The organism is Cupriavidus ulmosensis, assembly GCF_977008105.1.
The window spans coordinates 3,556,644-3,569,935 of sequence record NZ_CDRMWP010000001.1; the positions used below are offsets into that span (position 1 = coordinate 3,556,644).

The 13,292-nt window shown below is 70.6% G+C and carries 10 protein-coding genes; 3 read left to right on the plus strand and 7 right to left on the minus strand.

Features of this window, described 5'->3' with window-relative positions:
* Positions 1-19: 19 nt before the first annotated feature.
* The 4 genes from ACWTPI_RS16325 to ACWTPI_RS16340 all read right to left on the minus strand — a co-directional run bounded on the left by ACWTPI_RS16325 (position 20) and on the right by ACWTPI_RS16340 (position 6,638).
* On the minus strand, positions 20-1,210 hold the full coding sequence (locus tag ACWTPI_RS16325) for a DesA family fatty acid desaturase (RefSeq protein ID WP_454732170.1): 1,191 nt from the start codon (positions 1,208-1,210) through the stop codon (positions 20-22).
* A gap of 371 nt (positions 1,211-1,581) precedes the next feature.
* Positions 1,582-2,985 (minus strand): mechanosensitive ion channel family protein, encoded by a 1,404-nt coding sequence (locus ACWTPI_RS16330; RefSeq protein ID WP_454732171.1) that lies wholly within the window; start codon positions 2,983-2,985, stop codon positions 1,582-1,584.
* A gap of 165 nt (positions 2,986-3,150) precedes the next feature.
* The gene (locus ACWTPI_RS16335; protein ID WP_454732172.1) at positions 3,151-4,920 is read right to left on the minus strand and encodes a serine aminopeptidase domain-containing protein; all 1,770 of its coding nucleotides are present in this window, start codon (positions 4,918-4,920) and stop codon (positions 3,151-3,153) included.
* Between the two features lie 74 nt (positions 4,921-4,994).
* The gene (locus tag ACWTPI_RS16340; RefSeq protein ID WP_454732173.1) at positions 4,995-6,638 is read right to left on the minus strand and encodes an amino acid adenylation domain-containing protein; all 1,644 of its coding nucleotides are present in this window, start codon (positions 6,636-6,638) and stop codon (positions 4,995-4,997) included.
* A gap of 214 nt (positions 6,639-6,852) precedes the next feature.
* Between ACWTPI_RS16340 and ACWTPI_RS16345 the strand changes: the two genes are divergently transcribed.
* Positions 6,853-7,152 (plus strand): hypothetical protein, encoded by a 300-nt coding sequence (locus ACWTPI_RS16345; RefSeq protein WP_454732174.1) that lies wholly within the window; start codon positions 6,853-6,855, stop codon positions 7,150-7,152.
* Positions 7,153-7,184: 32 nt separating this feature from the next.
* Here ACWTPI_RS16345 and ACWTPI_RS16350 read toward each other — a convergent pair whose 3' ends face one another.
* Entirely contained in the window at positions 7,185-8,594 is a 1,410-nt protein-coding gene (locus ACWTPI_RS16350; RefSeq protein ID WP_454732175.1) for an RsmB/NOP family class I SAM-dependent RNA methyltransferase, read from the minus strand.
* Entirely contained in the window at positions 8,591-9,247 is a 657-nt protein-coding gene (purN, locus tag ACWTPI_RS16355; protein ID WP_029043323.1) for a phosphoribosylglycinamide formyltransferase, read from the minus strand. Before purN ends, ACWTPI_RS16350 begins: the two co-directional genes overlap by 4 nt.
* A 241-nt stretch (positions 9,248-9,488) precedes the next feature.
* Here purN and ACWTPI_RS16360 point away from each other — a divergent pair, with 241 nt between their 5' ends.
* Entirely contained in the window at positions 9,489-10,148 is a 660-nt protein-coding gene (locus tag ACWTPI_RS16360; protein WP_020423701.1) for a response regulator, read from the plus strand.
* Between the two features lie 54 nt (positions 10,149-10,202).
* On the opposite strand, the gene ACWTPI_RS16365 is transcribed toward ACWTPI_RS16360, so the two are convergent.
* A complete protein-coding gene (locus ACWTPI_RS16365) occupies positions 10,203-12,032 on the minus strand; it encodes a hybrid sensor histidine kinase/response regulator (RefSeq protein WP_059413555.1) in 1,830 nt (609 codons plus the stop codon).
* Positions 12,033-12,180: 148 nt separating this feature from the next.
* On the opposite strand from ACWTPI_RS16365, the gene ACWTPI_RS16370 reads away from it, so the two are divergent.
* Complete coding sequence (locus ACWTPI_RS16370) at positions 12,181-13,188, plus strand: bifunctional riboflavin kinase/FAD synthetase (RefSeq protein WP_059413554.1); 1,008 nt, start codon at positions 12,181-12,183, stop codon at positions 13,186-13,188.
* Positions 13,189-13,292: the final 104 nt, after the last annotated feature.

The window sequence follows — 13,292 nt, forward strand, 5'->3', positions numbered from 1 at the left end:
GCCCGCCACGGGCCTGGCCTTACGCGTAGCGGCGCAGGCGCAGCGAGAAATCGTGCAGGGCCTGGATGCCGCTGGCCTCGGCGCGGTGGCACCAGGCCTGCAGCTGCTGCAGCAACTGCTCGCGCGTCAGGTTGGAGCGGCCCCAGATCGCGGCCAGCTCGCGGCGCATTTCCACGAAGGTATGCAGCGACTTGTTCTGCTCGACGATGTTCGCGAGCTGCTTGCGTTGCGGGTCGGCCAGCTTGCCTTCCTCGCGGTGGAACCACTTGCGCGCCGGCTTGAAGCTGCTGTACTCGGCCACGCGGGCTTCCTTGAGCTTTTCCAGTTCCTGCTTGTACGCGCTCTTGACGGCCTTGGCGTAGCGCGCCATCACGTCGTAGCGGTTGGCGATGATGGCTTCCAGCGTGTTGTGGTCCACCGGGCGGGCTTCCACCAGGCGCGCCTTGGGCGGGGTCTTCTTGACCTTGGCCAGGCCGACCGCCTGCATGGCGCGGATGTAGCCCCAGCCCACGTCGAACTCGTACCACTTGATCGAGAACTTGGCCGAGGTCGGGTAGGTATGGTGGTTGTTGTGCAGTTCTTCGCCGCCGATGATCAGGCCCCACGGCAACACGTTGGTCGAGGCGTCCTCGCAATCGTAGTTGCGATAACCCCACCAGTGGCCCAGGCCGTTGATGATGCCGGCGGCGTGGATCGGGATCCACAGCATCTGCACGGCCCACACGCTCAGGCCGATCACGCCGAACAGCGCGACGTCGATGATCAGCATCAGGCCCACGCCCTGCCAGCCGAAGCGCGAGTACACATTGCGCTCGACCCAGTCGTCCGGCGTGCCGTGACCGAACTTGGTGACGGTTTCGCGGTTCTTGGCCTCGGCGCGGTACAGCTCGGCGCCTTCCAGCAGCACCTTGCGGATGCCGCGGGTCTGCGGGCTGTGCGGATCTTCCTCGGTCTCGCACTTGGCATGGTGCTTGCGGTGGATGGCGGTCCACTCCTTCGTGACCATGCCGGTGGTCAGCCACAGCCAGAAGCGGAAGAAATGCGCGGCGATCGGGTGCAGATCCAGCGACCGGTGCGCCATGCAGCGGTGCAGGTAGATGGTGACGCCCGCGATGGTGATGTGCGTCACCACCAGCGTGTAGATGACGATCTCCCACCAGGACCAGTTGGCAAGGCCGTTCGAGGCCCAGTCAAGAATAGTGTCGAACAAACTGTTCTCCGTCGATTAAACAGGTGCTATTGCGCTATTGCGGCACGACAGGGCGGACCGCAAACAGGTGCAGAAAAAGGACTGCAAAATCAGTGATTGCGTCGTAGGGCGCCTGCCGGAAACCCCGGCGCTCGCCGGAGCCCCCGGCATGCGCGCCTGGCGCCTTGGGCAGATTCTGCCGCCGGCGGGACTGGGCACGAGCCGCTGCAATCTGGCGGCTGTCTGGTGTGGGGGCGGGAGGTCGAAAATTCGGAACCCGCAACTATGACAATTCTACCGGAACGTCATCAACGGAACATCCGTTTTTCCCCGAATTTGATGGTAAGCAACGCGGAACGTTCCGCAAGGTGCGCCAAACGTCCCGCGAATGCCTATGTTGCACCGCCCTCGCGCGCGGCGGAGGCCGCCAAAAGCGTCTTATCAAATACTTCTTTACTCTCCCCGCCGACCGCCGGCGCCGCCTGGCGGAGCATCCGCACCTCGCGCTGCGGATAGGGGATCGAGATGCCATGTTCGCGGAACGTGCGCCATATCGCCCGGTTCAGCGCCGATTGCACGCCCAGCTTGCCGTTCTGCGGGTCGGCAATGTAGCCGGCCAGCTCGTATTCGATGCCATTGTCGGCGAACGCCACCAGAAATGCCGCCGGCGCCGGCTCGGCCAGCAGGCGCGGCACGCCCTGCGCCGCTTCTGCCAGCAGCGCCAGCACCGTTTCCGGGTCGGCGGCGTAGTCGGCCTGCACGCGTGTGGCCACGCGCACATTGGTATTCGAGAACGAATGGTTCTGCACCGCCTGCGCCACCAGTTGCTCGTTCGGCACCAGGGTTTCGCCGTCGCCGTTGCGCACCACGGTGTAGCGCGTGCGGATCTGCGAGACGGTGCCGGTGTACTTGTCCACCGTGATCTGGTCGCCGAGCTTGACCGAGTGGTCGAGCAGGATGATGAAACCCGAGATGTAGTTGCTGGCGATCTTTTGCAAGCCCAGGCCGAGGCCCACGCCGAGCGCGCCGCCGAAGACCGACAGCACGGTCAGGTCGATGCCGACCAGCGACAGGCTCAGCAGCAGCGACACCAGCAGCAGCAGCGCCTTCGAGAGTCTGGTCAGGACCACTTTCAGGTTGCTGTCCAGCCCGGCCGAGCGCATCAGGCGCTCTTCCAGCCACGAGCCGAACCACATCGCCACTAGCACCGTGAGCAGGATCCACACCACCCCCGCCAGCGTGTCGGCGAGGTTGATCTTCTGCTTGCCGCCGATGGAAAAGCGCACCGACTCCATCCAGCCGACCACGTCCCACAGCAGGCCCAGCACGTACAGCGCCATGCCGGCCCACACCAGCGTGGTCAGCACCTTCTCCACCAGCAGCAGCATGCCCTGCAGCTGGCCATTGCCGGACAGCACGCGCCGCAGGATGTAGAAGGCGAAATACAGGAACGTGATGCCGGACAGCGGCACCAGCGCCAGCCGCAGCACGCTGACCGACATCAGCTGCTCCAGCCCGAAGCGCCCGACCGTCACCAGCAGCCAGCCGAACAGCGGGAACATGGCGCGCTCGAGGCTGGCCGCGGCGAAGCGCAGCGCGAAGCTGGAGCCGTCGTAGCGGGCCTCGAGCCGCTTGACCACCAGCCGCGCCAGCGGCCACGCCACCGCCAGGCAGCCGGCCAGCACCGCCAGTTGCCAGATGAAGCCGGGGCCGCCGGCATCGAGGATCAGGTCGTTGAGCATGCGGCCAAAGGCGGGATGCGATACATGGAGTTCGGTCAGGGAATTCGGGTTCATGCTTGGATGTGGCTGGCCAGGCACGCGCGGCAAGCGGCGCGGCCGGCGGGCGGCACGGGCGCCCGGCGCCCGACCCGCGAAAGGTCAGCCATTCTAGCCGCCCGCGGCGCGGCGGCCCACTTCCTGGGCCCACTTCCTGGACCCACCTCCGTGGCGCGGCCGGCCTCAGCCGCACCGTCCGCGGCAGCCGGGCATGCCGCGCCACGGCTGCGCTGCGCGGCGCAACCGGGCCGGCAGGTCCGCGCCGGGATGCAGCGCGCCGCTCAGCAGATCGACGCAATAGCCGATCACGCGCGCGCGCCCCGGCGGGTTCAGCATGCCGTGGTCGAGCCCTTCGATGGTCTCGATCTGCAGCATGCCGAACCCGGCCAGGCCTTCGAGCCGCGGCCCGAAGAAACGCGCCAGCTCGTACGGCCCGGGATCTTCCGGCCCGAACAGCAGGCGCAGCACGGTGCCGCGCGCCTCGAGCTTGCGCAGCAGGGTCTCGATCTCCTGCTGCTCGGCCGGGGCCGGCCGGGGCAGCACCGAGGCCGCGTCCGTGCCGGGCACGCCCTCTTCCGCCGTGGGCGCGCTGCGGCCGTGGATCAGCCAGCGCGGGCGGGTGAAGGTCTCCCGGCGCAGCAGCCGCTGCAGGTTGACCAGCACCGCGCCCACCACGCCGGGATGCGCGCCGGCCGCATGCAGGCCGACGTTGGCGCCGTAGCTCACGCCGAACACCACCACCTCGCCGTAGCCGCGGGCCTGCAGCCAGTCGCAGGCGGCAATCGCGTCGAGATAGCCTTCCGGGTCGGCCGGCACCGCGTCCTTGATGGCCCGCGCGCCGATGCTGGCGTCGCCGATGCCGCGCACGTCGATGCGCAACGACGCCACGCCGCGTTCGGCCAGCCGCCGCGCCAGCATGACGCCGCCGCGGCCGGCGCCGACGTGGTGCGTGCCGCCCGCGTTGTTGATCAGCACGGCCGGCCGCCCGGGCCATTCGCCGCGCGGCTCGCACAGCATGCCGAACAGCCCCTGGCCGAAGCGCACCGGCGTTTCCACCCAGGCCGCCGCGCGCAGGCACGGCGCCACGCCCGCCGCGCCAATGCCCTCCCCCGCCCGCGCTTCGGCCCTGCCGGCGGCCGGCGCCATGCCGGCGAGCCAGCCGGCGACGGCGGCGAAGGTGGCGTCGGGCGGCGTGCCGTGCAGCGGGTCCTGCAGCCAGCCGACCACCTCGGGAAACGGCACGGTGCTGACCTGCGCGCCCAGCGCGGCATAGTGCCGGGGCAGCGCCTCATCGGGCCCGGCCCCGGCGATGAACACGCGCGGCGCCGGCGCGCTCGCGGCGGCGCACAGGTCGATGCGGGAGAACGCCTCGAGGTCGGCCGCGGTGAAGTGGATGCCCAGGATGTCGGCGCCCGCCGGCGCGGAAGCCGGCGCAGCATCGGCCGCCGCCGTCACCGCGCGCCCCGCCAGCGAGCGCCAGGTCTGGGCGATCATGCGCATCTCGCGCATCAGCATGCGCCCGCTCGCCACCGGCGCGAGCAGCGCCAGCCCGGCGACGTCGAGCCCGCCGGCGCGGCGCGCGGCCGCCAGCGCGGCCAGCGCGGCGCCGCCGCGCACGCCCAGCAGCACGATCTCGCGCGCGCCGGACAAGCGCCGCAGCAGGTTGCCGGCCTGGCCGATCGATGCCACGCAGGCATCGACGCAGTTGGCCGGCGCCCCGGCGCCGTCCTCCACGCGGTCCGCCGCGGCCACCGCATCCGCCGAATCCCCCGTGCCGGGATAGTCGAACCGCAGCACCGGCACGCCTTGCGCCGCGAGCCGCTCCGCCAGCCGCGCCAGGCCGGCGTGGGTCCACAGGGCTTCATGGCCGACCGCGTTGCACAGCACGACCGCGCGCGCGCCCGTGGCCGCGTGGTACCAGCCGAAACATCCGTCGAAGTGCAAAGGCCTCATGGGCGAACTCCGTGCATGCCCGCGGCCCCATGCCGCGCGGCCTGCGCGCATCGCGCGCCGCGCTCAAGCCGCGCTCAAGCCGCGGCCGTGCCGCTGCGGCAGCGCGCCGCGCCGTCGGCATCGGCCTCGAGATGCGCGCAGCGCGCCAGCAGCTGATTGCGGTCGATCTTGCCGTTCACGTTGATGGGAAAGCCGTCGAGGCAGACGATGCGGTCGGGCCGCGCGTAGACCGGCAGGCTCTGCTTGCAGGCGTGGCGGATGCGCGCCGCGCGCGCGCCCATCTCGCCCAGCGACTCGTCGGCCGGCGCCAGCACGAACGCCACCAGGCCGATCGGCTTGCCGGCCTCGTCCAGCGGCCACGCCAGCACCGCGCACTGGGCGCTGCCGCTGGCGGCCTGCACCACCTGCTCGATCTCCTGCAGCTCGATGCGGTTGCCGCGGATCTTGACCTGCGTGTCGATGCGCCCGTGGTACAGCAGGCCGTCGGGCGATTCGCTCACCGCGTCGCCGGTGCGGTACCAGCGGCGGCAGGCGCGCCCCGGATAGGCGCGCGCGAAGAAGCGCTCGCCGTCGAGCGGGTTCGCCGACAGATAACCGCGCGCGAGCTGCGCGCCGCCGATCAGCAGTTCGCCCTGCGCGCCGGCCGCCACCGGCGCGAGATGCTCGTCCACCACCACCACCTCGGTGCCCGGGTAGGGCCGGCCCAGCGGCACCGCCGGGCGCGACGCATCGGCAAGAAAGGCGGGCGTGAGCTCGAAGGTCAGCACGATCACCGTGGTTTCCGTGGGGCCGTAGCCGTTGACGATGTGCGTGTTCGGCGCGGCCCGCGACCAGGCCTCGGCCAGGCCCTTGGGCAGCGCCTCGCCGCCCATCAGGGTCATCTTCACGCTGGGAAAGGCGCCGGGCGCCAGCTTGCGGAACTGCTGCAGCAGCGCCAGCACGGACGGCACGCTGGCCCAGTGGGTGATGTGGTGCTCGCGGATGAAGCCGGCCAGGTAGAGCGGGTCCTGCAGCGTCGGCACGTAGAGGCACGCGCCGTTGGCCCAGCAGACGTGCACGTCGTGCACCGAGAAATCGAAGGTGAGGTCGGCGAACTGGCTGAAGCGCGCGCCGGGCTCGCAGGGATAGCGCCGCATCTGCGCATTGACGTAGGCCACCGCGCTGCCGTGCGGGATCATCACGCCCTTGGGCGGCCCGCTGGTGCCCGAGGTGAAGATCAGGTAGGCGAGGTCGTCCGGCCCGACGGCGGCGGGCCACGCCGCCGGCGCATCGTGCACGAAGGGCGCGGACGGCGGCGGCCGCGCATTGCCGCCGGCGGCGTCCCACGCCCGCGCGTCGAGCATGACGATGCGCAGGTCCGGCGGCAGCAGCGGCAGCAGCGCCGCGAGCTGCGGCGCGCAGACATGGTCGACCAGCATCACGCGCGCGCCCGAGCGCGCGATGATGGCGGCGTTGCGCGCCGGCGGGAAGCGCGCATGGATCGGCACGTAAGCCATGCCGGCGGCCAGCACGCCGAGCAGGCCGGCGTAGGCGCACGCGCTGCGGTGCGCGAACAGGATGCAGTTGCGATTGGGACCGCCGGCGAACGGCGCCAGCGCCATGCTGATGCCGCGTGCGCGCGCGCGGACTTCCTCGTAGGTGTAGTAGCGGCCGTCGGCCCACAAGGCGTGGTCGCCGGGCCGCCTGTCCGCGGACGCGAAGAAAAATGAATGCAGCATCCTCCCCTCCCATCACCGCGCGCCGCTGCGGCGCGAGCCGGAACGGCGGCTTCCCATCGAAATCGCGCCGGCCAGAATGAATGGGCCGCGCCCGCCGCGCGCCGATGCCTTCGCCGACGCTGCGTTGTCCTGTCAAGGTAGGTTGCTTCGCATGTCAAGACAAGTTGGGGCGGCCTCAATGTATTGAACTCCGGCCGTCCGCCAGCCCGTGCGAATGGCGGACGGCGATGTGTTCCGGCGCACGCTGGCGGCGGCGAGCCCGCGCCGGCACAAGGCAGGCGCGCCGCGCATCCCCGCCCGTCGGCCAGAAGGCCTAGTCCACCGGGATGGCGCGCGCGCGCAGACAATTGCCGTGTCGGCTGCGCAGCGCATCGAAGCGCGCAACCGGATCGGGCCGGAGGATCCGGCCGCCTTCCGCCATCTGCGCCGGCGACGCAGAAGTCCGGGCAGGATGTCGCGCGGCGCGGCGGCGGCGCCGACCGCGAGAAAGCGGGCGCAAAAAAAAGGGCGCTGACCGGCAGCGCCCCTTGCTTTACCGCGGCGGTCTTAGCTGACGCGCTCCAGCACCGCGGCGAAGAAGCCGTCGGTCTGATGCAGGTGCGGATAGAGCGCCAGCATCTCGGCGTCTTCCGGCAAGCCCGGCACCACGATCTTCTGCTCGGCCAGCACCTGCGCGGCCGGCACCAGGCGGAAGCCCGCATGCGTGGACAGGAACCCGCGCACGATGCCTTCGTTCTCGGCTTCCAGCACGCTGCAGGTGGCATAGACCACGCGCCCGCCGACCTTGACCAGGCGCGCGGCGGACTCGAGGATCGAGGCCTGCTTGGCGGTCAGTTCCAGCACCGACTGCGGCGTCTGGCGCCACTTCAAGTCCGGGTTGCGCCGCAGCGTACCGAGGCCGCTGCATGGCGCGTCCACCAGCACGCGGTCGATCTTGCCGGCCAGGCGCTTGATCTTGGCGTCGTGCTCGGAATCGATCTGCACCGGATGCACGTTGGACAGCCCGCTGCGCGCCAGGCGCGGCTTGAGGTTGGCCAGGCGCTTCTCGGACACGTCGAACGCATAGAGGCGGCCGGTGGAGCGCATCAGCGCGCCCAGCGCCAGCGTCTTGCCGCCGGCGCCCGCGCAGAAGTCGACCACCATCTCGCCGCGCTTGGGCGCGACCAGGTTGCACAGCAGCTGGCTGCCTTCGTCCTGCACCTCGACCAGGCCGTTGACGAACAGCGGCAGCTGGTTGAGCGCGGGCTTGCCGGCCAGGCGGATGCCGGCGGGCGCCATCGGCGTGGGCTCGGCCTTGAGGCCGGCGGCTTCCAGCTCGGCCAGCGCGGCCTCGCGCGAGGTCTTGGCCAGGTTGGCGCGCAGGTCCAGCGGGGCCGGGCGCAGCCAGGCGTCGCCGAGCGCTTCGACGAAGGCCTGGTCGTGGCGGGCGGCGAGTTCGTCGAACAGCCATTCGGGCAGGTTGGCGCGCACGCGCGGCGCCAGGCTCGAGCGCTCGATGGTGGTCAGGCGGTCCAGCCATTCGCCTTCCTCGGGCAGCAGGAACGGCGTGAGGACATCGCGGCCGAGCGTGGCGGCCAGGCCCAGCAGGGCCAGGCGGCGCTGCGAAGTGCCCGTGCCGCTGGCGGCGAACTGCGAGAATTCGACGCGCCGGCGCAACACCGCGAACACCGCCTCGGCGATGATGCCGCGCTCGCGGTGGCCCAGCTTGGGGTTCTCGCGGAAGTAGTAGCTCACCACCACGTCGGACGGACGCGTGAACATCAGCACCTTGCCCAGCAGGCGGTCGATGTGCTGGATATGCACGGCATGCAGCCCGCCGTGCGCGGCGCGGCCCTGCTGCGGCGCCTGGCCGTCGCGGCTGTCGCGGTGATCGCCGCTGCGCGCGGACTGGCGGATCGGCGTGGCCTTGCGCTTGTCGCGGACGGGCTGGCGCGCCCCTGCGGTATTCCGGCTCATGACTGCACCTCCGTAGCGGCAGCAAAGGCCGTAAACAACTGGGATTCGTGGGGTTCGACGCGGACCACGCCGGCATGCACGCGCAGGCGGTCCTCGACGAACCAGCGCACAGCGCGCGGGTAGATCGCGTGTTCGGCCGGCAACAGGCGCTCGGCCAGGCTTTCGGGCGTGTCGCCCGGCAGCACGTCGAGCGCGGCCTGGACGATGACCGGGCCGTGATCGAGTTCGGGTGTGACGAAATGGACGCTCGCGCCATGCACCTTGACGCCGGCCTCGATGGCCTGGCGATGGGTGTACATGCCAGGGAAACACGGCAGCAGCGACGGATGGATATTGAGCATGCGCCCGGCGTATTTGTCGACGAAGGCCGGCGTCAGGATGCGCATGAAGCCGGCCAGCACGACCACGTCGGGGGCGTGGGCGTCGATGGCGGCGGCCAGGGCCGCGTCAAAGGTGGCGCGGTCGGCATACCGGGTGTGGTCCACCACGCCCGTGGGCACGCCGTGGTCGGCGGCGAACTGCAGGCCCTCGGCATCGGGCCGGTTGGACAGGACGGCCGCCACGCGCGCCGGCCAGCCCTCGGCGGCACACGCGCGGACGATGGCTTCCATGTTGGAGCCACGCCCTGAAATCAGGATAACGATATTTTTCATCGCGCAATTCTACCAAGGCAGGGCCAGTACACGGCCAAAGCGAGCGCATTAGGCACTTAAAACACGCGAAACCCCCGCCGGCAGGCCGAATGGCATGGCCTGCGCGCAACGTGCTTAGCTTGTTCACGGATTGTGACGCCTCGCCCGCTCTGCTAGAGTGGCTGCTATCGTCCACGCGCAGACCGTTTACGCGGCTTCAAGTGACAACAAGGACGAAGTGGAAAATTAGACGGGAAATCGCATGTCGAACGCTGCACCGACCTTGCTGGTGGTCGATGATCATCCCATGGCCCTGTCCGGCACCACCGCCTTCCTGGCGGAAGTGATGCCCGACGTTGCGGTCCATGCCGCCGGCAGCGCCAAAGAGGCGCTCAACACCTTGCAGCAGGGGCTGAGGCCCGATATCGTGCTGCTGGACATCTGGCTCACCGACGGCACCGGCTTCGACGCCATGCAGGCGCTCAAGACGCTGGTGCCCGCGGCGCGCTTCATCTTCATGTCCGCCGAGGCCACGCCGGAGATCGTGGGCCGCGCGCGCGCGCTCGCCGCCTACGGCTTCGTCGGCAAGCACCTCGACGCCAACGCGTTCACCGCGGCCGTGCGCAAGGTGCTGGCGGGCGACACCTCGTTTCCTTCCGACGAGGCCCTCAACGGCCGCGCGCAGTCGTTCGGGCCGGCCCACGGCATCCCGGTCACGCCGGCGGAGCTGGGGCTGACGCCGCGCCAGGGCTCGGTGCTGGCGCTGGTGCTCGAAGGGCTGCCGAACAAGGTCATCGCGCGGCGCCTGGGGCTGACCGAGAACACCGTCAAGGAACACGTCTCGGCGATCCTGCAGCGGCTCGGCGTGCGCACGCGCATGCAGGTGATGTCGCGCATGGAGCGTTTCCGCCTGCGCCAGTAAGGCGCGGCCGGGCCCCGCCCGCCGCCTGCCGCCCGCCCGCCTGCCTGCCTGCCTTCAGGCGGGACGCAGCCAGCGCCGCAGCAGCAGCCGCAGCGCCGCCGGATCGACCGGCTTGGGCAGCACGAAATAGCCCGCTTCCTCGGCCGCCGCCAGCGCGTCGGACTTGAGATCGCCCGACAGCAGCGCGCTGCGCGCCTGCGGCTGGGTGTTCTGCCAGCGCTCGAGCAGGTCCAGCCCGTTCTCGCTGCCGGGCAGGCGCAGGTCGCAGAAGATGATGTCCGGCCTGAGGCCCTGCATGAACAGGCGGTCGGCATCGGCGCCGTGCGCGGCGCACGCGACCTGGATGCCCCAGGCTTCCATCAGCGCGATCCAGGCCTTGCGGATCTGCGTGTCGTCGTCCACCACCAGCACCGTGCCGCGCAGGTGGTCCGGCTTGGTGTCCTCGGCCGCCGCCGAGGCGCGTACCGCGCGGATGGTGGCCACGGTCTCGGCCTCCACCGGCGCCAGCGAGAACCAGAACACCGAGCCGCGCCCCGGCACCGAGCGCACGCCGTAGGTACCGCGCATCAGGCGCACGCATTCCTTGAAGATGGCCAGCCCCAGCCCCAGGCCCTGGGACGGGTCGCGCTGGGGGTTGTGCACCTGGTAGTACGGCGAAAAGATGTCGGGCAGGTGCTCCGGCGTAATGCCGGCGCCGGTGTCCCACACCTCCACGCGGATATGCTTGCGGCGCTCGCGCGCCGTCACCAGCACGCCGCCGCGGCGGGTGTAGCGCAGCGCGTTCTGCACGAGGTTGAACAACGCGCGGCGCAGCAGCACCGGCTCGGCCATCGCGAACAGTTCCTCGGGCACGCGCGGGGTCAGGGTCAGGCCGCTTTCGCGCGCGTCGGCGGCGAACTGGCTCATCACCTCGTTGATCAGGTGGCCGAGCTCGCACGGCTCCAGCGTCGGCAGCACCTTGCGGCCCTCGAGCTTGGACAGGTCCAGCAGCGAGCGGAACAGCAGGTCGATGGTCTGGGTGCCGGCGGCCACCTGCTCGACCAGCGGATGGAGCGAGGACGACTTGTTGCGCGCGCGCAGCGCCTCGACCAGCATCACCAGCGCATGCACGGGCTGGCGCAGGTCGTGGCTGGCGGCGGCGAGAAAGCGCGACTTCTCCTCGCTGGCATGCAGCGCGCGCTCCTTCTCCTCCTGGAACTGCTTGGCCAGGCGGCGGCTGTCGCTCTCGAGCTGGATGGCCCGCACCAGCGTGCGCTGCAGGTTCAGCGCGTGGCGCGTGAGCATGATGGCGTAGACCACCAGCAGCAACTGCACGTAGGTGCCGTGGCCCGGAAAGGCGTAGTCGGCCAACAAAATGTTGGGCACCAGGATCGGAATGCCGGCGTAGACCAGGTTCGACGGCACCGGCGACTGCGCGGTGACGCCGCCGGCCAGCACGCCCACCGCGAGCAGGTACAGCACGCTGGAGAACACGGCGGAGCCGGTGAACAGGTGCAGCAGCGCGGAGCTGCCCCAGGTCAGCCCGGTCAGGAAGGCGAGCGCGCGCATGTTGGCCCACCACTTGCGCGTATGGGCCGAGCGGCTCATGGTGGCGCCGTCGCGCAGGTAGCCGTAGTAGAACCACGTCGACGCGGTGGCCAGCACCAGCATCACGCCGCACCAGCCCAGCAGCGCGGCATGGTCGGCGGCGGACCAGAAGGCGACCGCGGTCAGCGCCGGCAGCACCAGCGAGGCCACGGTGGCGGTGGGAGAGACGCGATGGATGGTCGCCAGCAGCTTGGCCCGCGTTTCGGTATCGAGCGGAGGCCCTGGCGGCGGCAGGATTCGGTTGAGCAGCGCGTTCAAAGGAAGGGCTGGGACGTCGGATGCGATCCGCCGTATCATGCCGCCTTTTGGGGAGTGGCGCCACGCCGATGGGCCGATCCGTGCACAAAAACGCCAGCCCGCGCGCCGGGCCCGGTACCGCCGGGCGAAACTCGTCCCCCATTCGCCTTATAATGCCCGCTTTACCCAAACGCTCGACGCCGTCCTCGTGAAAGTCTTCCGTGGCCTGCCCAATGCCGAGAGCCGGGCGCCCTGCGCCCTGACCATCGGCAATTTCGACGGTGTCCACCGCGGCCACCAGTCGCTGCTCGCGCGCGCGCGCGCAGCGGCCGACGCGCGCGGCCTGCCGCTGTGCGTGATGACCTTCGAGCCGCACCCGCGCGAGTTCTTCACCCCGGACAAGGCGCCCGCGCGCATCGCGCTACTGCGCGACAAGCTCGAGAGCCTGCGCCGCAACGGGGTCGACCGCGTGGTGGTCGAGCATTTCAACGCCCATTTCGCCGCCCAGTCGCCGCAGGCCTTCGTCGAGAACGTGCTATGGCACGGCCTGCACACGCGCTGGCTGCTGGTCGGCGACGATTTCCGCTTCGGCGCGCGCCGCGCCGGCGACTTCGCCTACCTGCAGCAGGCCGGCGCCCAGTTCGGCTTCGACGTCGAGCAGATGGGCTCGGTCTCCGAGGGCGGCGTGCGCATCTCCAGCTCCGCGGTGCGCCAGGCGCTGGTCGGCGGCGACCTCGAGCATGCGCGCCGCCTGCTCGGCCACGGCTACGCCATCAGCGGGCACGTGGTGCACGGGCGCAAGCTGGGGCGCGACCTCGGTTTCCCCACCATCAACCTGCGCATCTCGCACAAGCGGCCGGCGGTCAGCGGCATCTTCGTGGTGCAGGTGCACGGCCTGGGCGAGCATCCGGTGCCCGGCGTGGCCAGCATCGGCGTGCGCCCGACCATCGAGGACGCCGGCCGGGTATTGCTGGAGGTGCATCTGTTCGACTTCAACCAGAGCATCTACGGCAAGCTGGTGCGCGTCGAGTTCATGAAGAAGCTGCGCGACGAGGCCCGCTTCGACGGCCTGGAAGCGCTGACCGCGGCCATCGCCAAGGACTGCGCGGATGCGCGCGCGTTCTTCGGCCTGACCGTGCCGGGCTCGCCCGCGGGCACGCCCCCGGCCGCGGGCAGCCGCGACTTCGCCACCTCCGCCACCGACCGAATTAGCTAGCGCCCCGTTCCCGCGCAGCGGGACCCGGGTCGCTACCCCTTCAAACCCGAGGCTTCCCCGCAGCCAGCCCACGCCGTACCGCGCGCCCGCAGCCAGCCGAGCTG

Excerpts from the sequence above, each read along its gene's own strand:
- ACWTPI_RS16330 (WP_454732171.1), bottom strand. The coding sequence starts at position 2,985 with ATGAACCCGAATTCCCTGACCGAACTCCATGTATCGCATCCCGCCTTT.
- ACWTPI_RS16350 (WP_454732175.1), bottom strand. The coding sequence starts at position 8,594 with ATGAGCCGGAATACCGCAGGGGCGCGCCAGCCCGTCCGCGACAAGCGC.
- ACWTPI_RS16335 (WP_454732172.1), bottom strand. The coding sequence starts at position 4,920 with ATGAGGCCTTTGCACTTCGACGGATGTTTCGGCTGGTACCACGCGGCC.
- ACWTPI_RS16340 (WP_454732173.1), bottom strand. The coding sequence starts at position 6,638 with ATGCTGCATTCATTTTTCTTCGCGTCCGCGGACAGGCGGCCCGGCGAC.
- ACWTPI_RS16345 (WP_454732174.1), top strand. The coding sequence starts at position 6,853 with ATGGCGGACGGCGATGTGTTCCGGCGCACGCTGGCGGCGGCGAGCCCG.
- ACWTPI_RS16365 (WP_059413555.1), bottom strand. The coding sequence starts at position 12,032 with ATGATACGGCGGATCGCATCCGACGTCCCAGCCCTTCCTTTGAACGCG.
- ACWTPI_RS16360 (WP_020423701.1), top strand. The coding sequence starts at position 9,489 with ATGTCGAACGCTGCACCGACCTTGCTGGTGGTCGATGATCATCCCATG.
- purN (WP_029043323.1), bottom strand. The coding sequence starts at position 9,247 with ATGAAAAATATCGTTATCCTGATTTCAGGGCGTGGCTCCAACATGGAA.